We start from the raw sequence: 21,791 nt of genomic DNA, 5'->3' as shown, positions 1-21,791 counted from the left end.
GGCACAATGCGCTTTACTGATGTTTTTATTAAACGTCCAGTTCTAGCGGTATCCATCAGCTTTTTGATTGCTCTGCTTGGCTTACAAGCAATCTTCAAAATGCAGGTGCGTGAATACCCTGAAATGACGAATACCGTAGTAACCGTGACCACGAGTTACTACGGTGCAAGTGCCGATCTTATCCAAGGCTTTATCACCCAGCCCCTCGAACAAGCTGTGGCTCAAGCGGATAATATCGACTATATGACTTCTTCTTCTGTACTTGGTAGTTCTACGATTACCGTAAACATGAAGTTGAACACCGACCCGAATGCGGCGTTGTCAGACATACTGGCCAAGACAAACTCGGTACGGTCTCAGCTCCCTAAAGAAGCCGAAGATCCAACCGTAACCATGTCGACCGGTTCAACGACCGCGGTACTTTATATTGGTTTTACCAGTGATGAACTCGTATCAAGCCAAATTACCGATTATCTAGAGCGTGTAATCAACCCGCAGCTATTTACGGTAAATGGTGTATCTAAAGTCGACCTATATGGTGGTATGAAATACGCACTGCGCGTATGGCTAGATCCGTCAAAAATGGCAGCTGTTAACCTCACCGCTACTGATGTTATGTCGGTATTGGATGCCAACAACTACCAATCAGCGACAGGTCAAGCTACTGGCGAATTCGTTCTTTATAACGGCAGTGCCGATACGCAAGTATCAAACACTGAAGAGCTAGAGAACTTAGTCGTTAAAAGTGGTGAGGGTGAAATTATTCGCCTGTCTGACATCGCTAAGGTTTCTTTAGAAAAAAGCCACGATATTTACCGAGCGAGTGCAAACGGTAAGGAAGCGGTTGTTGCAGCAATTAACGCGGCACCAAGTGCGAACCCTATCAACATTGCCGCTGATGTCCTTGAGCTTCTACCTCAATTAGAGAAGAACCTTCCAAGTAACATCTCGATGAATATCATGTATGACTCGACTATTGCGATTAATGAATCCATTCAAGAGGTTATTAAAACCATTCTTGAAGCGGCATTAATTGTACTCGTCGTAATTACTTTGTTCTTAGGTTCATTCCGTGCGGTTCTTATCCCGATCGTTACTATCCCACTGTCTCTAATTGGTGTGGCTATGGTAATGCAAGCGATGGGCTTCTCTTGGAACCTAATGACGCTACTGGCAATGGTATTGGCTATCGGCTTAGTAGTTGATGATGCCATCGTTGTATTGGAAAACGTCGACCGGCATATAAAATTAGGGGAGTCTCCTTTCCGAGCTGCCATCATCGGTACTCGTGAAATTGCAGTACCCGTTATCGCAATGACATTAACGCTAGGTGCAGTATATGCTCCTATCGCAATGATGGGTGGTATCACAGGCTCGTTGTTTAAAGAGTTTGCACTAACCCTTGCTGGTGCTGTTTTTGTATCGGGTATTGTGGCGTTAACGTTATCGCCAATGATGTGTTCAAAAATGCTCAAAGCTCACGCCGAGCCAAGCAAGTTTGAGCAGAAAGTACATAGCGTACTAGACGGCATGACCAATCGCTACGAGCGTATGCTTGGCGCGGTAATGCAGCATCGTCCAGTCTTCATTGGCTTCGCTATCATCGTATTTGCAAGTTTGCCACTGTTATTCAAGTTCATCCCTAGTGAGTTAGCGCCTTCAGAAGATAAAGGTGTAATCATGCTTATGGGTACAGCACCTTCGAATGCGAACTTGGACTACATGCAAAACACCATGAATGACGTAAACAGCCTTCTGTCTGATCAGCCAGAAGTAGCGTATGCGCAGGTGTTTACAGGTGTTCCTAATGCAAACCAAGCTTTTGGTATCGCATCAATGGTTCCATGGAGTGAGCGTGAAGCAAGCCAGTCTGAAGTAGCAAACCGTGTTGGTAACTTGGTGAAAGATGTTCCTGGTATGGCCGTAACAGCCTTCCAAATGCCAGAACTTCCAGGTGCAGGTTCAGGCCTTCCTGTTCAGTTTGTTATTACAACACCGAACAGCTTCGAGAGCCTATTCCAAATTACGACAGAGATCTTAGCCGAAGTATCGACAAACCCGCTGTTCGTTTATTCAGATCTTGATTTGAATTACGACTCAGCAACGATGAAGATCCATATCGACAAAGACAAAGCGGGTGCTTACGGCGTGACGATGCAAGATATCGGTATCACTCTAGGTACTATGATGTCTGATGGTTACGTAAACCGTATCGACTTGAATGGTCGTTCTTACGAGGTTATCCCTCAAGTTGAACGTAAGTTCCGTCTAAACCCTGAATCGATGAACAACTACTATGTTCGTGGCGCAGATGGTAAAGCAATTCCTCTAGGCAGTTTAATCACGATTGATGTTGTGGCTGAGCCTCGCTCTCTTCCTCACTTCAACCAATTGAACTCGGCTACGATTGGTGCGGTACCGGCTCCAGGCGCTGCAATGGGTGATGCAATTGCGTGGTTTGAAGACACAGCTGCCAATAAGCTTCCAAGTGGCTATAACCATGACTACATGGGTGAAGCACGCCAATACGTAACAGAAGGTAGCGCACTTTACGCGACCTTTGGTTTAGCGTTGGCTATCATCTTCTTGGTATTGGCGATTCAGTTTGAATCTCTAAAAGATCCACTGGTTATCATGGTATCTGTACCACTGGCGATTTGTGGTGCCCTAATAGCTCTGGCTTGGGGTGCGGCAACGATGAACATCTACTCGCAAGTTGGTTTGATCACCTTGGTCGGCCTGATTACCAAGCACGGTATCTTGATCTGTGAGGTAGCGAAAGAAGAACAGCTACACAATCACAAGACTCGTATTGAAGCGGTAATGGAAGCGGCGAAGGTTCGTCTTCGTCCAATCCTGATGACAACGGCTGCGATGATCGCGGGTCTAATCCCACTGATGTACGCAAGTGGTGCGGGTGCGGCTCAGCGTTTCAGTATTGGTATCGTAATCGTTGCAGGTCTAGCGATTGGTACTATCTTCACACTATTTGTACTGCCAGTGATTTACAGCTACTTGGCTGAAAAACACAAACCTCTACCTGTATTTGTTGAAGACAAAGACCTAGAAAAGCTAGCTCGCGTCGATGAAGCAAAAGCAGCGCACAGAGAATTAGCTGATAATAAGTAATCACTAAGTCGTAATAACAATAAAAAGGCTACTTCGGTGGCCTTTTTTTGTACGCCATAGGCGACATCTCAAGTGTGATTAAATAGAATAGTGATAAATATTCAGGAGTTTTAATTGATATGTTTGATCCAAAAAAACTAGAGCAGATTGCTAAGCAGATCCACGATTCTATGCCTCAACCAGTAAAAGAGCTTGGTTCAGACGTAGATCAAAAAGTTCGTCAGGTTATCCAAGGCCAACTAAACAAGCTAGACGTTGTAAGCCGTGAAGAATTTGATGTTCAAACACAAGTACTACTGCGCACTCGCCAAAAGCTGACTGAAATGGAACAAAAGCTAACGGACTTAGAAGCAAAGATTGCCGACAAGTAAGCGTAAAGCAAGAAAACTGAAAGTCGACGAAGACTGATCAAACAATGTTCATTTGATTGATTTTTAAGACTTTGTTACTAAAAGCAAAAAGGCTTGGTCAACGGCGACCAAGCCTTTTCATTAGATGTTGTGTTGCTTATTTATAACTCCAACCTGTAAGGAGTTAGTGATACTGCTTCGCTTTTTCTGCAAATTTATCAGTATCTAAGCGACTAATTAACCGCCTACAGCGATACGCTTCATGTCGCTCATGTAGCTACGTAGCTCTTCACCAATGTACTCTACAGGGTGGTTACGGATAGCTTCGTTTACTTCAATTAGCTTAGCGTTATCAACTTGGTTAGATGTTTCACCTAGACCGCGGCCGATTACGTCAGTTGCTACTGAAGGCATGAACTTCTCACGTAGTAGCGGTGTGGCTACGTTAGCGAATAGGTAGTTACCGTACTCAGCAGTATCTGAGATTACAACGTTCATTTCGTAAAGACGCTTACGAGCAACTGTGTTTGCGATTAGTGGAAGCTCATGTAGAGATTCGTAGTAAGCAGACTCATCGATGATACCAGATGCAGTCATAGCTTCGAATGCTAGCTCAACACCGGCACGAACCATAGCAACCATTAGGATACCGTTATCGAAGTACTCTTGCTCTGAGATTTCTACGTCAGAAGTTGGGTAGTTTTCGAATGCAGTTGCACCTGTCTCTTCACGCCAGCCTAGTAGGTTCACGTCATCGTTCGCCCAGTCAGCCATCATAGTGCTAGAGAAGTGACCAGAGATGATGTCATCCATGTGCTTGTTGTAAAGCGGACGCATTAGGTCTTTAAGCTCTTCAGAAAGCTCAAACGCTTTAACTTTAGCTGGGTTAGATAGACGGTCCATCATGTGAGTTACGCCACCGAACTTAAGTGCTTCAGTAATCGTTTCCCAACCGTATTGTAGAAGTTTACCTGCGTAGCCAGGTTCGATGCCATCAGCAATCATCTTCTCGTAAGATACGATAGAGCCGGCTTGTAGCATGCCACATAGAATTGTTTGCTCACCCATAAGGTCAGATTTAACTTCCGCTACGAATGAAGACTCTAGGCAACCTGCACGGTGACCACCAGTACCTGCAGCCCAAGCTTTAGCGATATCCCAGCCTTCGCCTTTAGGGTCATTTTCTGGGTGAACAGCGATCAGTGTTGGAACACCGAAGCCACGCTTGTACTCTTCGCGAACTTCAGAACCTGGACACTTAGGTGCAACCATTACTACAGTAAGGTCAGCACGTAATTGCATGCCTTCTTCAACAACGTTAAAGCCGTGAGAGTAACCAAGAGCAGCGCCTTGCTTCATTAGAGGCATTACTGTTTCAACAACGTTTGTATGTTGCTTGTCTGGAGTAAGGTTGATAACTAGATCTGCTTGAGGGATTAGCGTTTCGTAGCTACCCACAACAAAGCCGTTTTCATCAGCGTTTTTGAATGATTGACGCTTTTCATCAATTGCCGCTTGGCGTAGAGCGTAAGATACGTCTAAGCCAGAATCACGCATGTTCAGACCTTGGTTTAGGCCTTGAGCACCACAACCAACAATTACGATTTTCTTACCTTCAAGATATTCAGCTTCTGTCGTGAATTCTTCACGATCCATGAAACGGCAACGACCTAATTGGTCTAGTTGTTCACGAAGGTTTAATGTATTGAAATAGTTAGCCATTCTAGGGCACTCCTTTAAAAATAAGTCCGTAAGGTCGATATCTCTCTATCGAATGACTTCATACTAAAACAGACACTCCGTTGCTGAAAGTGATATATTCACAATTAGTTATTGCAATAAATGCAACATGGAAACGATCGCAAAACATGAACATAAAATCTCTACAATTATTTATACATTTATGTGACAGCAAGAGTTTCAGCAAAACCGCTGCTGCTATGCACGTCAGTCCTTCAGCACTTAGTCGTCAAGTACAAAAGCTTGAAGAAGAAACGGGGCAAGAATTGCTTATCAGAGATAACCGCAGTGTTGATCTCACTCCAGCAGGAAAGCACCTATTGCCAGTAGCATTAAGCATCGTTGGAGAGTGGCAGCAATACAATCTTCACCTGAAAGGTGGTGAGCAAGAACTTAAAGGTGAAATTCGCATATTTTGCTCGGTAACGGCTAGTTACAGCCACCTACCTGAGCTCATAACCGAATTCAGAGCTATTCATCCGTACATTGAATTTAAGCTCTCTACAGGCGATCCGGCTCAATCCATCGACAAGATTTTAAATGATGAAGCAGATATTGCTATCTCAGCGAAGCCAGACATTCTTCCCTCAAGATTAGAGTTCGAAACCATCAGCGATATACCACTGTCAGTCATCATCCCATCCGGTGTGAGTAGTTTTAGCCAGCAGCTGCAATCAGATAAACCAAACTGGAACGAAGTACCTTTTATCATCCCAGAAGCAGGTACTGCACGAGAACGTGCGAACGCATGGTTCAAAAAGATGAAGATAAAACCCAATATTTACGCTCAGGTATCTGGTCATGAAGCGATCGTAAGTATGGTTGCTCTTGGTTGTGGGGTTGGTATCGCGCCAGACGTTGTAATCAACAACAGTCCTGTGAGAGATAAAGTCGACCGCTTAAAAATAGAGCCAATCAAGCCGTTTGAATTGGGAGTGTGCTGTAAGCGATCGCAGTTAGAAAATCCATTAATTAGAGCATTTTGGCAGGTAGCTGAAGGTAAATACCTCCAAGACTAGTTATCTATAAGTGATAACAAGCCGGTGTGGAGTCACAGATAAAGAGCACGTTAGTGCTCTTTTTTGTTTTTCTACACAGATATGAAAAAAGCCCGCTGATTTCTCAGCGGGCTTTTCAATGGTGGTGGAGGGATAGGGATTTGAACCCTAGAACCGCTATTAACGGTTGCCGGTTTTCAAGACCGGTGCTTTCGACCACTCAGCCATCCCTCCAACAAATTGTCATCAACAGATTAGTACACTGTAGATGTTGTTACATGTATACACAGGTAACGATATTTAAAGCCTGGCGATGTCCTACTCTCACATGGGGAAACCCCACACTACCATCGGCGCTATTGTGTTTCACTTCTGAGTTCGGCATGGAATCAGGTGGGTCCACAATGCTATGGTCGCCAAGCAAATTTTAAAATTCGGAAAGCTTATCTAAAAGTTATTTCTCTTCAAACTCATTCAAGCGTTTGGTATTTCTATTGAGTCCACAAAACCCCTTGGGTGTTGTATGGTTAAGCCTCACGGGCAATTAGTACAGGTTAGCTCAATGCCTCGCAGCACTTACACACCCTGCCTATCAACGTCGTAGTCTACGACAACCCTTTAGGACACTTATAGTGCCAGGGAAAACTCATCTCAAGGCTCGCTTCCCGCTTAGATGCTTTCAGCGGTTATCGATTCCGAACTTAGCTACCGGGCAATGCCATTGGCATGACAACCCGAACACCAGAGGTTCGTCCACTCCGGTCCTCTCGTACTAGGAGCAGCCCCTTTCAATTTTCCAACGCCCACGGCAGATAGGGACCGAACTGTCTCACGACGTTCTAAACCCAGCTCGCGTACCACTTTAAATGGCGAACAGCCATACCCTTGGGACCGACTTCAGCCCCAGGATGTGATGAGCCGACATCGAGGTGCCAAACACCGCCGTCGATATGAACTCTTGGGCGGTATCAGCCTGTTATCCCCGGAGTACCTTTTATCCGTTGAGCGATGGCCCTTCCATTCAGAACCACCGGATCACTATGACCTGCTTTCGCACCTGCTCGAATTGTCATTCTCGCAGTCAAGCGGGCTTATGCCATTGCACTAACCACACGATGTCCAACCGTGTTTAGCCCACCTTCGTGCTCCTCCGTTACTCTTTGGGAGGAGACCGCCCCAGTCAAACTACCCACCAGGCACTGTCCGTAATCCCGATTCAGGGACCGACGTTAGAACATCAAAACTACAAGGGTGGTATTTCAAGGACGACTCCATCACATCTAGCGACGCGGTTTCATAGTCTCCCACCTATCCTACACATGTAGGTTCAATGTTCAGTGCCAAGCTGTAGTAAAGGTTCACGGGGTCTTTCCGTCTAGCCGCGGGTACACTGCATCTTCACAGCGATTTCAATTTCACTGAGTCTCGGGTGGAGACAGCGTGGCCATCATTACGCCATTCGTGCAGGTCGGAACTTACCCGACAAGGAATTTCGCTACCTTAGGACCGTTATAGTTACGGCCGCCGTTTACCGGGGCTTCGATCAAGAGCTTCGTCCGAAGACTAACCCCATCAATTAACCTTCCGGCACCGGGCAGGCGTCACACCGTATACGTCATCTTACGATTTTGCACAGTGCTGTGTTTTTAATAAACAGTTGCAGCCACCTGGTATCTGCGACTCTCGTCTGCTCCATCCGCAAGGGACTTCACTGATAAGAGCGTACCTTCTCCCGAAGTTACGGTACCATTTTGCCTAGTTCCTTCACCCGAGTTCTCTCAAGCGCCTTGGTATTCTCTACCCGACCACCTGTGTCGGTTTGGGGTACGATTCCTTACAATCTGAAGCTTAGAGGCTTTTCCTGGAAGCATGGCATCAATGACTTCACTACCGTAGTAGCTCGACATCGTATCTCAGCGTTAATGAAAGTCCGGATTTACCTAAACTTTCCGCCTACGTACTTGAACCTGGACAACCGTCGCCAGGCCCACCTAGCCTTCTCCGTCCCCCCATCGCAATTGTAAGAAGTACGGGAATATTAACCCGTTTCCCATCGACTACGCCTTTCGGCCTCGCCTTAGGAGTCGACTTACCCTGCCCCGATTAACGTTGGACAGGAACCCTTGGTCTTCCGGCGAGGGAGTTTTTCACTCCCTTTATCGTTACTCATGTCAGCATTCGCACTTCTGATACCTCCAGCAGCCCTTACAGACCACCTTCAACGGCTTACAGAACGCTCCCCTACCCCACATACCCTAAGGTACGTAGCCGCAGCTTCGGTGTATAGCTTAGCCCCGTTACATCTTCCGCGCAGGCCGACTCGACCAGTGAGCTATTACGCTTTCTTTAAATGATGGCTGCTTCTAAGCCAACATCCTGGCTGTCTGAGCCTTCCCACATCGTTTCCCACTTAGCTATACTTTGGGACCTTAGCTGGCGGTCTGGGTTGTTTCCCTCTCCACGACGGACGTTAGCACCCGCCGTGTGTCTCCCGGATAGTACTTACTGGTATTCGGAGTTTGCAAAGGGTTGGTAAGTCGGGATGACCCCCTAGCCTTAACAGTGCTCTACCCCCAGTAGTATTCGTCCGAGGCGCTACCTAAATAGCTTTCGGGGAGAACCAGCTATCTCCAGGTTTGATTGGCCTTTCACCCCTAGCCACAAGTCATCCGCTAATTTTTCAACATTAGTCGGTTCGGTCCTCCAGTTGATGTTACTCAACCTTCAACCTGCCCATGGCTAGATCACCTGGTTTCGGGTCTAATCCTAGCAACTGTACGCCCAGTTAAGACTCGGTTTCCCTACGGCTCCCCTAAACGGTTAACCTTGCTACTAAAATTAAGTCGCTGACCCATTATACAAAAGGTACGCAGTCACACCACGAAGGTGCTCCTACTGCTTGTACGTACACGGTTTCAGGTTCTATTTCACTCCCCTCACAGGGGTTCTTTTCGCCTTTCCCTCACGGTACTGGTTCACTATCGGTCAGTCAGTAGTATTTAGCCTTGGAGGATGGTCCCCCCATATTCAGACAGGATATCACGTGTCCCGCCCTACTCGTTTTCACTGATTATGAGATGTCGATTACGGGGCTATCACCCTTTATTGCGGCACTTTCCAGAGCCTTCATCTGTCTCATTAAAAGCTTAAGGGCTAATCCAATTTCGCTCGCCGCTACTTTCGGAATCTCGGTTGATTTCTCTTCCTCGGGGTACTTAGATGTTTCAGTTCCCCCGGTTTGCCTCCTGTTGCTATGTATTCACAACAGGATACTTGCTTATGCAAGTGGGTTTCCCCATTCAGGAATCCCAGACTCAAAAGGTTATTACTACCTAATCTGGGCTTATCGCAAGTTATTACGCCTTTCATCGCCTCTGACTGCCAAGGCATCCACCGTGTACGCTTAGTCACTTAACCATACAACCCGAAAGGGTCTTAGCGTATGGCAACTAACCAAGGTTTTTGGTTGTCATCAAGAAGGGTTAATTCTTGATGACTGTTTGCCGGACTCAATTGTGAATCAATGTAAACATTGATTCGAATACAAGACACTTGAATGTGTTTGTTGTGTTTATCTAATGAAAGATAAACATTGAGAACTTTTAAATTTGATTGAATTACTCGTAAGTAAATCAATCAGTCAGCTTTCCAAATTGTTAAAGAGCAAGAGTTTTTCAAGTTTTAAACTTTCAAAACCATTTTTAAATACTCTCTTACGAGAATGCTTAAAGATGGTGGGCGATACCGGGCTCGAACCAGTGACCCCCTGCTTGTAAGGCAGGTGCTCTCCCAACTGAGCTAATCGCCCATGATAGTTTTAATTCCTTCATGGAGAAAGAATGGTGGAGCTATGCGGGATCGAACCGCAGACCTCCTGCGTGCAAGGCAGGCGCTCTCCCAGCTGAGCTATAGCCCCATATTTTTATTTCCTTGGGAGGAAATGGTGGGTCGTGCAGGATTCGAACCTGCGACCAATTGATTAAAAGTCAACTGCTCTACCAACTGAGCTAACGACCCAATGGTATCCCGTAGGGGAGTCGAACCCCTGTTACCGCCGTGAAAGGGCGGTGTCCTAGGCCTCTAGACGAACGGGACACTGCTAATTCATCTCCACTTTAAAAAGTAGAAACAAACTTCGAAGAACGTGGGAGTTCTTCATCTCTTTGCTTTTCTAAACCTAATCAATCTGTGTGGACACTCATCGTGACTATCTTCGTATAAGGAGGTGATCCAGCCCCAGGTTCCCCTAGGGCTACCTTGTTACGACTTCACCCCAGTCATGAACCACAAAGTGGTGAGCGTCCTCCCCGAAAGGTTAAACTACCCACTTCTTTTGCAGCCCACTCCCATGGTGTGACGGGCGGTGTGTACAAGGCCCGGGAACGTATTCACCGTGACATTCTGATTCACGATTACTAGCGATTCCGACTTCATGGAGTCGAGTTGCAGACTCCAATCCGGACTACGACGCACTTTTTGGGATTCGCTCACTATCGCTAGCTTGCTGCCCTCTGTATGCGCCATTGTAGCACGTGTGTAGCCCTACTCGTAAGGGCCATGATGACTTGACGTCGTCCCCACCTTCCTCCGGTTTATCACCGGCAGTCTCCCTGGAGTTCCCGACATTACTCGCTGGCAAACAAGGATAAGGGTTGCGCTCGTTGCGGGACTTAACCCAACATTTCACAACACGAGCTGACGACAGCCATGCAGCACCTGTCTCAGAGTTCCCGAAGGCACACCTGCGTCTCCGCTGGCTTCTCTGGATGTCAAGAGTAGGTAAGGTTCTTCGCGTTGCATCGAATTAAACCACATGCTCCACCGCTTGTGCGGGCCCCCGTCAATTCATTTGAGTTTTAATCTTGCGACCGTACTCCCCAGGCGGTCTACTTAACGCGTTAGCTCCGAAAGCCACGGCTCAAGGCCACAACCTCCAAGTAGACATCGTTTACGGCGTGGACTACCAGGGTATCTAATCCTGTTTGCTCCCCACGCTTTCGCATCTGAGTGTCAGTGTCTGTCCAGGGGGCCGCCTTCGCCACTGGTATTCCTTCAGATCTCTACGCATTTCACCGCTACACCTGAAATTCTACCCCCCTCTACAGCACTCTAGTTCACCAGTTTCAAATGCAGTTCCGAGGTTGAGCCCCGGGCTTTCACATCTGACTTAATGAACCACCTGCATGCGCTTTACGCCCAGTAATTCCGATTAACGCTCGCACCCTCCGTATTACCGCGGCTGCTGGCACGGAGTTAGCCGGTGCTTCTTCTGTTGCTAACGTCAAGAGATAACGCTATTAACGTTACCCCCTTCCTCACAACTGAAAGTACTTTACAACCCGAAGGCCTTCTTCATACACGCGGCATGGCTGCATCAGGCTTTCGCCCATTGTGCAATATTCCCCACTGCTGCCTCCCGTAGGAGTCTGGACCGTGTCTCAGTTCCAGTGTGGCTGATCATCCTCTCAGACCAGCTAGGGATCGTCGCCTTGGTGAGCCATTACCTCACCAACTAGCTAATCCCACCTAGGCATATCTTGACGCGAGAGGTCCGAAGATCCCCCTCTTTGGCCCGTAGGCATTATGCGGTATTAGCCATCGTTTCCAATGGTTATCCCCCACATCAAGGCAATTTCCTAGGCATTACTCACCCGTCCGCCGCTCGACGCCCATTAACGCACCCGAAGGATTGTTAGTGTCGTTTCCGCTCGACTTGCATGTGTTAGGCCTGCCGCCAGCGTTCAATCTGAGCCATGATCAAACTCTTCAATTTAAGATTTTGTGACTCAACGAATACTGACTTCAAAACTATTCTTTATAAATAAAGAGTGTAATTTTAAAGCTATTACCATTCCAACAGAATGGTAATGAATTGACTGTGCAAAATTAAGTAAACTTAATTTTGTATTGGTCACTCAGTTCATTGAAATCAAGTTTGTTACCGAAGTAACTGCCATTCCTAAGAATGACGTTTTGATATTCATCAACGAGTGCCCACACAGATTGATAGGTTTAAATTGTTAAAGAGCTTTTCCTTTTTGATCTTCGCTCAAATCGGACGGCCATTTTAGCGATTTAAGTTTTAGTGTCAACCACTATTTTCAAAACTTTTTTCAAGCGCTTAGCTTGGCTAATTTGACCTGCTGATTCGTTTTGGTTTCTTACGAAGCCTTCCCGTTTCAACGAGGTCGCATTATAGAGATTTCGATCACACTGGCAAGCCCTTTTTGAAGTTTTTCTCGTTTTTTTATTCGTTCGATTAAAAAGAGCACAAAACGCCTCAAAAGTAGGCTTTTCTCTTACATCTCTTGCAATTTCTTAGAGAATAAAGAGACTTTTTCCCAGTTCGTATACTCAACTTCCTTGGTTGTGTCCGTTTCTCCGCCTGTCATATTCATAATGAAGCGAATCATGGTTTTATCGAACCAGTTATAACGAGGGTAATAGAGAGCACCCGCGAATACACCGATTAGAGTCGGCTGCCATGGTGACTTAAGAAGAAACTTCTTAATATAGGCACTACCTTCAGGGGTGTCTTTACCTTGGTCTTCTTTACGAGCCGTTAAGTTAACGCAGAAGAAGGCAACCTTATTGGATTGCAACTGAGTAAGGTTGGCATCAATGAACTTATATAGCTTCTTATTAAGGTGGCCGTAACGAATAGATGCACCAATCAACACTCTGTCGTATTGAGCAAAGTCGACATTACTAATAGTGTGCAGATCTTGAAGCTCACATTCGAACTCATTCATTTCTTCTTTTATATAGTTCAAGATCTTCTTGGTTTGCCCTTCACGGCTTGAATACAAAAATAGAGCTTTTGCCACAATGTTGTCCTTAGCTACGCCAAAACGTAGGGGTCAATAAAATTAATAAGGTGAATATCTCTAAACGACCAAACAGCATAGATACGATCAACACCCATTTGGCCTTATCATTCACATCGCCGAAGTGCATTGCCACTTCACCTAAGCCCGGGCCAAGGTTGTTCAATGTTGCCGCTACGGCAGAGAAAGCACTCAGCTCATCCATCCCAGTAGCAATAAGAGCCAACATACAAACCACAAAAACCAATGCGTATGCAGAGAAGAAGCCCCAAACCGCATCAACAACACGTTGTGGTAACGCAGAGCCGCCAACCTTGATGGTATAGACAGCACGCGGATGGACAAGGCGCTTCATTTCACGAGCACCTTGCAAAGTAAGCAATAAGATTCGAATGACTTTCATACCACCGCCCGTTGAACCTGCACAGCCACCTATAAAAGAAGAGAACAGAAGCAGCACAGGTAAGAATAACGGCCACTCAGAAAAACCAGTGGTAGTGAAGCCTGCGGTCGTCGATATAGATACCGTTTGGAACAAGGCTTGATCAAAGGCATCGTAATACGAGTCATAAGAGTGGTGATTAAGCAGTAATAAGAAACAAACTAAGAACAAAACCGCTTGAATAAAGATAAAGGCGCGGAATTCAGGATCTTTCCAATAATACTTAGGATGCACCCCCCCCGAAGCAAATGCAGCAAAGTGAAGCGAATAGTTACACGCAGAGATAAGAAGGAACACGACCGTAATCATGTTGATAGCCGGACTGTTGAAATAGCCCATACTCGCATCGTGAGTCGAGAAGCCACCAATCGCAATAGTAGAGAAGCTATGACTGATAGCATCAAAGAAGCTCATGCCTGCAAGCCAAAACGCCACCGCACAAGCAATCGTTAGACTCAGATAGATGTACCAAAGCGCTTTTGCCGTTTCAGCAATACGCGGAGTCATCTTACTGTCTTTTACTGGACCCGGGATTTCTGCACGATATAGCTGCATACCACCTATGCCCAGAACAGGAAGGATGGCTACCGCTAATACGATGATACCCATACCACCAAACCATTGCAGGAATTGGCGATAAAACAGAATCGCCTTAGGCAGATCATCGAGGCCGACAATAACGGTCGCGCCCGTGGTTGTTAATGCAGAGAAGGATTCGAAGAAAGCATCGGTTACCGACACATTGGGGTTATCGGCGATCAAAAACGGCAGCGCACCAGCACTACCGATTACCGTCCAGAATAAAACAACAATCAAGAAGCCATCACGCGCTTTCAATTCATGCTTATAACGTCGGTTTGGAAACCAGCAGGTCGCTCCACAGAATAAGAGAACAAAAAAGGTCGTCACAAATGGCACACCCGCACCATCTCGATAGATCAGAGCGACGAGCGCAGGTGCGAGCATTGATACACTAAAAAGTGCTAATAATAATCCGACGATTCGAATAATTGAGCGAAATTGCATGAGCTATTGAACGAAGCGAAATGCTTCACACTTCCTAGTTGTCTTTGACTTTCGTTACCAGTGCCTTAGCACCGCTTTTATTGATCATGGTTTGGGTAAACGAATCTACCTGAAGGAGCTCTATTTCAATAATAAGCTCAACTTGAACACCATAATCCGCTTGGACTTCAACAGCCTGATGCTGAGCCATGATGGATTGTGCAATCGGCACAAAGCCATAGTCTAACTCTAGCCGTAATTTTGTGGTTATTTTTTTCTCGATAGTTTGAAGCAGCTTGAGAGCTTGTTGTACTCCACCACCATAAGCCTTAACTAAACCACCAGTACCGAGCTTGATTCCGCCTGAATATCGAGTGACTACAGCCGTTAACTCGCCAACACCTGAACCAGACAGTTGCGCCAAGATAGGCTTTCCAGCAGTACCCGAGGGTTCGCCATCATCACTAAAGCCCCACTTCATCGAGTCTTCAGGTCGCCCTGCAGCAAAGCCCCAACAGTTATGTCGCGCTGAAGAATGCTCTTTTTTTACCTGTTCAACGAACTGCTTAGCAGCTTCTACACTTGGAGTATGAGCAAGATGAGTAATAAAAACGCTCTTTTTTATCTCTTCTTCAAATAAAGCCGACGCTGACGGTATTAAATAGGGCTGTTCATTCATATCGTTAACTTAATTATTAAGAGCGGCGAAGTGTATCACGCGTGAATAATAAGGGTTAGAGGATCTGTGCTGTCGCACAATGTTAAACAATTGTTTAAAAAATGTATTGAAATTAATCAAGCAGAGGTACAGACTAGAATAACTGGTCTTACCAGGTGCTCTACAATAATAGAAAGATAACAAGATTCTCTCAAACAATCGTGGATTGTATGTCATGGAGATAGACAATGATTTACCAAGCTAACACCCTACAGGTAAAGGAATTACAAGATGGTATTGCGGAATTAAACTTCTGTGCACCGGCATCTGTAAACAAACTCGACCTTGCAACTTTAGAATCACTAGATAAAGCGTTAGATGCCCTTAATGCTCACGCAGGATTACGTGGTTTAATCTTAACTTCAAACAAAGACGCGTTCATTGTGGGCGCAGACATCACTGAATTTCTTGGCCTATTTGCTAAGCCAGAAGCAGAACTTGATGAATGGTTAAGATTCGCTAATTCAATCTTCAGCAAGCTCGAAGACCTTCCTGTCCCAACTCTTTCAATGATGCGTGGCCATGCCCTTGGCGGCGGCTGTGAATGTGTACTCGCTACCGATTTCCGTATCGGTGACAAGACCACCAGCATAGGTCTACCAGAAACCAAACTTGGCATCATGCCTGGTTTTGGTGGTTGTGTGCGCCTACCTCGTGTTATCGGTGCTGACAGCGCGATGGAAATTATCACTCAAGGCAAAGCATGCCGTGCAGATGAAGCGCTTAAAGTTGGCTTGTTAGATGCGATTGTTGAAACAGACCAACTACTAGAATCAGCGATCAACACGGTTTCTTTGGCAGCCAATGAGAAACTTGATTGGCAGCTACGCCGCAAACAAAAAACGTCAGCGCTTTCACTAAGCAAACTAGAAGCGATGATGAGCTTTACCATGGCTAAGGGCTTAGTGGCTCAAAAAGCAGGGCCTCACTACCCAGCTCCGATTACTTCTGTGATTGCAATTGAAGAAGCAGCGCGCAGCGATCGCAATGCGGCGTTAGACATCGAACGCAAACACTTCGTTAAGCTAGCAAAATCTGAAGAAGCAAAAGCCCTTGTCGGTTTATTCTTGAATGACCAATACATTAAAGGCTTAGCAAAACAAGCTGGTAAGTCTGCGAATAAAGCAACTGAACGCGCAGCAGTACTTGGCGCTGGCATCATGGGTGGCGGAATTGCTTACCAGTCAGCGTTAAAGGGCGTGCCAGTGATGATGAAAGACATCGCACAAGCGTCTCTTGATCTTGGTATGAACGAGGCTTCTAAGCTGTTGAATAAACGCTTATCACGCGGTCGCCTAGATGGATTCAAGATGGCAGGAATTCTGTCTTCTATTACTCCAAGTCTACACTATGCAGGTGTTGAGCAATCAGATGTGATTGTGGAAGCAGTTGTAGAGAATCCTAAAGTAAAAGCAGCGGTACTGAGCGAAGTGGAAGGTTTGGTTGGTGAAGACACGGTTCTAACATCAAACACCTCAACGATTCCAATCAACCTGTTAGCGAAATCTTTGAAGCGCCCAGAAAACTTCTGTGGCATGCACTTCTTTAACCCAGTGCACCGCATGCCTTTGGTTGAGATCATCCGTGGCGAGCATACTTCAGAAGAAACCATTAATCGCGTGGTTGCTTACGCAGCGAAGATGGGTAAATCACCTATCGTTGTTAACGACTGCCCAGGCTTCTTCGTTAACCGTGTACTTTTCCCTTACTTTGGCGGTTTCAGCATGTTGCTACGTGACGGTGCTGACTTCACGAAGATCGATAAAGTGATGGAACGTAAATTCGGTTGGCCAATGGGCCCAGCATACTTGCTAGACGTTGTGGGCCTAGATACAGCACACCACGCACAAGCAGTAATGGCGCAAGGTTTCCCTGAGCGTATGGGTAAAGAAGAGCGTGATGCGATTGACGCGCTTTATGTCGCTGAAAAATACGGCCAGAAGAACGGCAGCGGTTTCTACACGTACAGCGTAGACAAACGCGGTCGTCCGAAGAAAACTTTCTCTGAAGACATTCTTCCTATCTTGGCTGACGTATGCCAACAGCCACAAGACTTTGATGACCAGACAATTATCCAACGTGTGATGATTCCTATGATCAACGAAGTGGTGCTTTGTTTAGAAGAAGGCATCATCGCGACACCGCAAGAAGCGGATATGGCACTGGTTTATGGTTTAGGCTTCCCTCCATTCAGAGGCGGCGTATTCCGCTACTTAGACAGTGTGGGTATTGGTAACTTCGTTGAAATGGCGAAGAGCTACCAAGACTTAGGTGCAATGTACCAAGTTCCTCAACTATTGCTTGATATGGCAGCGAAGGGCGAAAGCTTTTACGACGGTCAACAAGCCAGTTCTCTGTAACCCACATTTGGAAAAGGAATAGCAAAATGAAAAATGTAGTTGTTGTTGATTGCCTTCGTACCCCAATGGGACGTTCCAAAGGTGGAGCTTTCCGTCACACTCGTGCTGAAGATCTGTCTGCACATTTGATGAAAGGCATTTTAGAGCGCAACCCAGAAGTAAACCCTGTCGAGATTGAAGACATTTACTGGGGTTGTGTACAACAAACGCTAGAGCAAGGCTTCAACGTTGCACGTAACGCTGCTTTGCTTGCTGGTCTACCGATTGAGATTGGTGCGGTGACGGTCAACCGTTTATGTGGTTCATCTATGCAAGCTCTGCATGATGCAACCCGCTCTATCATGGTTGGCGATGCTGAAATCTGCCTGATAGGTGGTGTCGAACACATGGGCCACGTACCAATGAACCATGGTGTTGATTTTCACCCTGGCATGTCAAAACACGTAGCGAAAGCGGCCGGTATGATGGGCCTAACCGCTGAGATGCTAGGTAAAATGCACGGTATTAGCCGTGAAGACCAAGATGCATTCGCAGCACGCTCACACGCTCGAGCTCAAGCAGCAACAGTTGAAGGTCGTTTCAAAAACGAAATCCTGCCAACAGAAGCTCACGCAGCAGACGGTTCACTGTTCACTCTGGATTACGATGAAGTCATTCGCCCAGAAACTACGGTTGAAGGCTTATCTCAGCTTCGCCCGGTATTTGACCCAGCAAACGGTACGGTAACAGCAGGTACTTCATCAGCACTGTCTGATGGTGCCTCTGCAATGCTGATCATGAGCGAAGAGAAAGCCAACGCACTTGGCCTGAAGATTCGCGCTCGCGTGAAGTCGATGGCTATCGCTGGCTGCGATCCTTCAATCATGGGTTACGGCCCAGTACCAGCGACGAAAAAAGCACTTAAACGTGCAGGCCTAACCATCGAAGATATGGGTGTGATTGAGCTAAACGAAGCGTTTGCTGCTCAATCTCTTCCATGTGCGAAAGACCTAGGTCTACTGGATGTAGTTGACGAGAAAGTAAACCTTAACGGCGGTGCGATTGCTCTTGGCCACCCACTAGGCTGTTCTGGTTCTCGTATCTCGACGACGCTAATCAACCTAATGGAAGCACAAGACGTGAAATACGGCTTGGCGACCATGTGTATTGGTTTAGGCCAAGGTATTGCAACGGTATTTGAACGCCCATAGCGATCACTGGTTGTAATACTTGTAGGGTAATCTTTTGTGCAGCTATATTTATATAGCTGCACTTTTTATTACTTGGCATCCAACAATGCATCGATTGCGTTCAGCGAACTTAGCGAGAGAAAAAGCACCACTCACATCTATGCACAAAACGCATAGATTCAATGTTGATGTTTCATTATTTTTTCTTCGATGATTCAACTAAAGTTACTTCAGTTTCCTAATATTCCTCCCACGGAGCAGATCATGTTTAAAGCACTTGTACTAAACCAAGAAGACAAAAAAACTATCGCATCAGTTTCTCAAATTGATGAGTCTCAATTACCAGAAGGTAACGTGAAAGTTGATGTGAGCTACTCTTCTTTGAACTACAAAGATGGTTTGGCGATAACAGGTAAAGGGCGCATTGTTCGTAACTTCCCTATGGTTCCTGGTATCGACCTTTCAGGTGTGGTTTCACAATCTGATGACCCGCGCTACAAAGCAGGCGACGAAGTTGTTCTAACTGGTTGGGGTGTGGGTGAAGGTCACTGGGGTGGCATGGCTGAGAAAGCGAGCCTAAACGGTGATTGGTTAGTGCCAATGCCAGCGGGTCTAGACGCTAAGAAAGTCATGGCGATCGGTACAGCAGGTTTCACAGCAATGCTTTGTGTGCAAGCTATCGTAGATGCAGGCATCAAACCAGAAGACGGTGAAATCTTAGTCACTGGCGCAAGTGGCGGTGTAGGCAGCGTGTCTATTACGCTACTTAACCAACTGGGTTACAAAGTGGCTGCGGTTACTGGTCGTGCTTCTGCAAACGGTGAACTACTTAAATCACTAGGTGCGACACGCATTGTAGAGCGTGCTGAACTTGAAGAACCAGCTAAGCCACTAGAAAAACAACTGTGGGCTGGTGCTATCGATACGGTAGGCAGCAAAGTACTTGCGAAAGTATTGGCACAAATTGATTACAACGGCGCGGTTGCAATGTGTGGTCTAGCAGGCGGTTTTGACTTACCAACCACAGTAATGCCATTCATTCTGCGTAACGTTCGCCTACAAGGTGTGGACTCGGTAATGTGCCCTCGTGAAAAACGTATTAAAGCGTGGGAACAACTTGCTGAGCTGCTACCTGAGTCTTTCTACGGCCAAGCGACTAAAGAAGTGTCTTTAGATGGCGCTATTCAAGCAGCAGAAGACATCACTAACGGTCAAATCACTGGTCGCGTAGTTATAAAGCTTTAGTAATCAACTAAAGCTCAAATATCTCAGAACAACAAAGGGCTGATTACTATCAGCCCTTTTGCATTTTTGTCATTAGAATCAAGTGAACCAAAGCTAAGACCTCAGTTAACCCAAACCTACATCCGCAATCCGTTTTTGAATCAGCTCACCACACTCTTCTTTTACCACTCTTCTTAACCATTGTTGCGAGGCAGAAGAATCGCAGCGCGAGTGCCAGATCAGTGAGTAATCAAACGGCATAAACTCAAATGGTAATGGCTTAACAACCAAGTCATAGCGCTCTGCCACCAAATAAGCCAAATCAGCAGGCACAGTAATCACCAACGGCATTCTATCGACAATCGCCAATGCGGCTTCAAGGTGATAAGCACGCAACACCATTTTTCGAGGCTGTTGATTGGCTAACGCGTTGTCTAATAAAGCCTTAACACCATCACTGATCGCAATCATCGCGTGCGGGAGTGATACATAGTCTTCAAGGCTTAAAGGCTGATCCGCCAATGGGTGGTTTTTAGATAACAGACACGACACACCGACCGGCCCCAATACCTCTTGATGAAGTGGTGCAACGCTGCCGCTCGGGCGACAGATCGCCATATCAACACGTTCGGTACTGAGCTGTTTAAACAAATGCTCATGCTGCAGCGGTGCAAACTCCAAAGAGATGTTCGGCGCTTGCTCATAAATCTTAGGCAATGCATAAGGCAAGATGGTTTGCATCGCATAGTCAGTAGTCGCAATCAGAAAGCGTTCACTGCAATAGTAAGGATCGAAATCACTCGGGCTCAGCAGTTGGCGGAATGACTCTAAAGGCTGATCAATACGCTGACTGATTTCGAGTGCTTTTTTGGTGGGAATAAGGTGCTGACCTTGGCGTGTAAACAGCGGATCGTTAAGTAGTTCTCTTAAGCGCCCTAACACGCGACTGGTTGCCGATTGACTTAAGTTAAGACGAAGCGCAGCCTGGCTAACACTGCCCTCTTCAATCAATACTTTTAAGGCGACCAATAAATTTAGGTCTCTACGATAGATGTCTTCTAATTCCACGCCACTTACCTAGTTGTATAGAACTGTCATTAGTTACTAAGTTGTTTATAGCATGCTTTAGATAAAAAAAATCCCGCAATTATGCGGGGAAGCCCAAGAAAATCTGGGGATAGTGTCGGAATGTTGTCGTATCGGAATTTGCTTGTTGTATTCGGGTTAGTGCTCTTGCTCTTCGGCTATACCTTGCCAACGGCGCATCTCTACCCAAATACCAATAATCGTTGCTACTATGCCAAAGATAGGCATCAGTGAGGTCTCTGTAGATGAGCGTAAAACTAACGCACAGAAAGAAATAAAACAGAGAACTGAATAAATTGTTAATCTATCTAATCCTGTCAACATCGCCACTCCTTAGCTAGTTGCCTTTGTTTCAAGTTGTTATCAACTTGTTAACTAAGTTATAGGAAATGATTCTGTTTGCCAAGCACTTATTGCATATTTTTTCTGCAGACGTATTATTCACTCGTTAGATAGAAATAGAGATAGAGATAGAGATACAAACCATGACATTCAAACCTGAACTGGCAACCCATACTTTAGAAGCTGAAGGCCTACGTTGCCCGGAACCAGTAATGATGGTCAGGAAGACAATTAGAAACATGCAGGATGGCGATGTGTTACTGGTAAAAGCTGACGATCCTTCGACAACTCGAGATATCCCGAGCTTTTGTCGATTCATGGATCACCAGTTGGTAGGTCAAGCGACAGAAACGTTGCCTTACCAGTATTTGATCAGAAAAGGATTGGAGGCATAACGCCCC

13 protein-coding genes, 5 tRNA genes and 3 rRNA genes are annotated in these 21,791 nt (G+C 46.1%); 7 read left to right on the top strand and 14 right to left on the bottom strand.

The genetic code is table 11. From position 1 onward, the window contains the following. The first annotated feature begins 6 nt into the window (after positions 1 to 6). Complete coding sequence (locus tag AACU28_RS23650; protein WP_004735788.1) at positions 7 to 3,129, top strand: multidrug efflux RND transporter permease subunit; 3,123 nt, start codon at positions 7 to 9, stop codon at positions 3,127 to 3,129. Positions 3,130 to 3,248: 119 nt separating this feature from the next. Then, positions 3,249 to 3,500 (top strand): ubiquinone biosynthesis accessory factor UbiK, encoded by a 252-nt coding sequence (ubiK, locus tag AACU28_RS23645; RefSeq protein ID WP_004735787.1) that lies wholly within the window; start codon positions 3,249 to 3,251, stop codon positions 3,498 to 3,500. A 216-nt stretch (positions 3,501 to 3,716) separates the two neighbouring features. Here the strand turns inward: ubiK and ilvC are convergent, their stop codons facing one another. Next, positions 3,717 to 5,201, bottom strand: coding sequence for a ketol-acid reductoisomerase (gene ilvC, locus AACU28_RS23640; RefSeq protein WP_004735786.1), 1,485 nt, complete (start codon positions 5,199 to 5,201; stop codon positions 3,717 to 3,719). Between the two features lie 146 nt (positions 5,202 to 5,347). Here ilvC and ilvY point away from each other — a divergent pair, with 146 nt between their 5' ends. Further along, the gene (ilvY, locus tag AACU28_RS23635; protein ID WP_054548024.1) at positions 5,348 to 6,238 is read left to right on the top strand and encodes an HTH-type transcriptional activator IlvY; all 891 of its coding nucleotides are present in this window, start codon (positions 5,348 to 5,350) and stop codon (positions 6,236 to 6,238) included. 122 nt (positions 6,239 to 6,360) lie between these two features. Here the strand turns inward: ilvY and AACU28_RS23630 are convergent. The 11 genes from AACU28_RS23630 to AACU28_RS23580 form a co-directional block, all read right to left on the bottom strand. After that, a tRNA-Ser gene (locus AACU28_RS23630) sits at positions 6,361 to 6,451 on the bottom strand. Between the two features lie 71 nt (positions 6,452 to 6,522). After that, a 5S ribosomal RNA gene (gene rrf, locus AACU28_RS23625) occupies positions 6,523 to 6,638 on the bottom strand. A 102-nt stretch (positions 6,639 to 6,740) separates the two neighbouring features. Further along, positions 6,741 to 9,634, bottom strand: a 23S ribosomal RNA gene (locus AACU28_RS23620). A gap of 315 nt (positions 9,635 to 9,949) precedes the next feature. Continuing rightward, a tRNA-Val gene (locus AACU28_RS23615) sits at positions 9,950 to 10,025 on the bottom strand. Positions 10,026 to 10,057: 32 nt separating this feature from the next. Beyond that, a tRNA-Ala gene (locus AACU28_RS23610) sits at positions 10,058 to 10,133 on the bottom strand. Positions 10,134 to 10,158: 25 nt separating this feature from the next. After that, positions 10,159 to 10,234, bottom strand: a tRNA-Lys gene (locus AACU28_RS23605). A gap of 2 nt (positions 10,235 to 10,236) precedes the next feature. Then, positions 10,237 to 10,312, bottom strand: a tRNA-Glu gene (locus tag AACU28_RS23600). A gap of 123 nt (positions 10,313 to 10,435) precedes the next feature. Further along, positions 10,436 to 11,990: ribosomal RNA gene (locus tag AACU28_RS23595) — 16S ribosomal RNA — on the bottom strand. The 16S, 23S and 5S rRNA genes sit together here with 5 tRNA genes alongside, the layout of an rRNA operon. A 526-nt stretch (positions 11,991 to 12,516) precedes the next feature. Then, entirely contained in the window at positions 12,517 to 13,044 is a 528-nt protein-coding gene (hemG, locus tag AACU28_RS23590) for a menaquinone-dependent protoporphyrinogen IX dehydrogenase (RefSeq protein WP_017077284.1), read from the bottom strand. Between the two features lie 10 nt (positions 13,045 to 13,054). Then, entirely contained in the window at positions 13,055 to 14,512 is a 1,458-nt protein-coding gene (locus tag AACU28_RS23585) for a TrkH family potassium uptake protein (RefSeq protein ID WP_017077285.1), read from the bottom strand. Between the two features lie 34 nt (positions 14,513 to 14,546). Further along, complete coding sequence (locus tag AACU28_RS23580; protein WP_004736669.1) at positions 14,547 to 15,170, bottom strand: YigZ family protein; 624 nt, start codon at positions 15,168 to 15,170, stop codon at positions 14,547 to 14,549. A 227-nt stretch (positions 15,171 to 15,397) separates the two neighbouring features. On the opposite strand from AACU28_RS23580, the gene fadB reads away from it, so the two are divergent. From fadB to acuI, 3 genes are all read left to right on the top strand, one after another. Beyond that, positions 15,398 to 17,569 (top strand): fatty acid oxidation complex subunit alpha FadB, encoded by a 2,172-nt coding sequence (gene fadB, locus AACU28_RS23575; RefSeq protein WP_121603654.1) that lies wholly within the window; start codon positions 15,398 to 15,400, stop codon positions 17,567 to 17,569. A 26-nt stretch (positions 17,570 to 17,595) separates the two neighbouring features. Next, entirely contained in the window at positions 17,596 to 18,759 is a 1,164-nt protein-coding gene (gene fadA, locus AACU28_RS23570; RefSeq protein WP_004736671.1) for an acetyl-CoA C-acyltransferase FadA, read from the top strand. 243 nt (positions 18,760 to 19,002) lie between these two features. After that, the gene (gene acuI, locus AACU28_RS23565) at positions 19,003 to 19,983 is read left to right on the top strand and encodes an acrylyl-CoA reductase (NADPH) (protein WP_017094369.1); all 981 of its coding nucleotides are present in this window, start codon (positions 19,003 to 19,005) and stop codon (positions 19,981 to 19,983) included. Positions 19,984 to 20,088: 105 nt separating this feature from the next. On the opposite strand, the gene AACU28_RS23560 is transcribed toward acuI, so the two are convergent. Together AACU28_RS23560 and AACU28_RS23555 are read right to left on the bottom strand one after the other, a co-directional pair. After that, positions 20,089 to 21,030: a LysR family transcriptional regulator gene (locus AACU28_RS23560; RefSeq protein WP_017094370.1), complete on the bottom strand. Its 942-nt coding sequence runs from the start codon at positions 21,028 to 21,030 to the stop codon at positions 20,089 to 20,091. A gap of 156 nt (positions 21,031 to 21,186) precedes the next feature. Next, positions 21,187 to 21,372, bottom strand: coding sequence for a hypothetical protein (locus AACU28_RS23555; RefSeq protein WP_004736674.1), 186 nt, complete (start codon positions 21,370 to 21,372; stop codon positions 21,187 to 21,189). A gap of 161 nt (positions 21,373 to 21,533) precedes the next feature. Between AACU28_RS23555 and tusA the strand changes: the two genes are divergently transcribed. Next, entirely contained in the window at positions 21,534 to 21,785 is a 252-nt protein-coding gene (gene tusA, locus AACU28_RS23550) for a sulfurtransferase TusA (protein ID WP_004736675.1), read from the top strand. Positions 21,786 to 21,791 lie beyond the last annotated feature (6 nt).

Origin of the sequence: Vibrio sp. SBT000027 (assembly GCF_963894355.1) — a bacterium.
Taxonomy (GTDB): Bacteria; Pseudomonadota; Gammaproteobacteria; order Enterobacterales; family Vibrionaceae; genus Vibrio; species Vibrio splendidus.
Note: the sequence above shows the minus strand (reverse complement) of the source record. Positions and strands in the feature narration are given on the sequence as shown.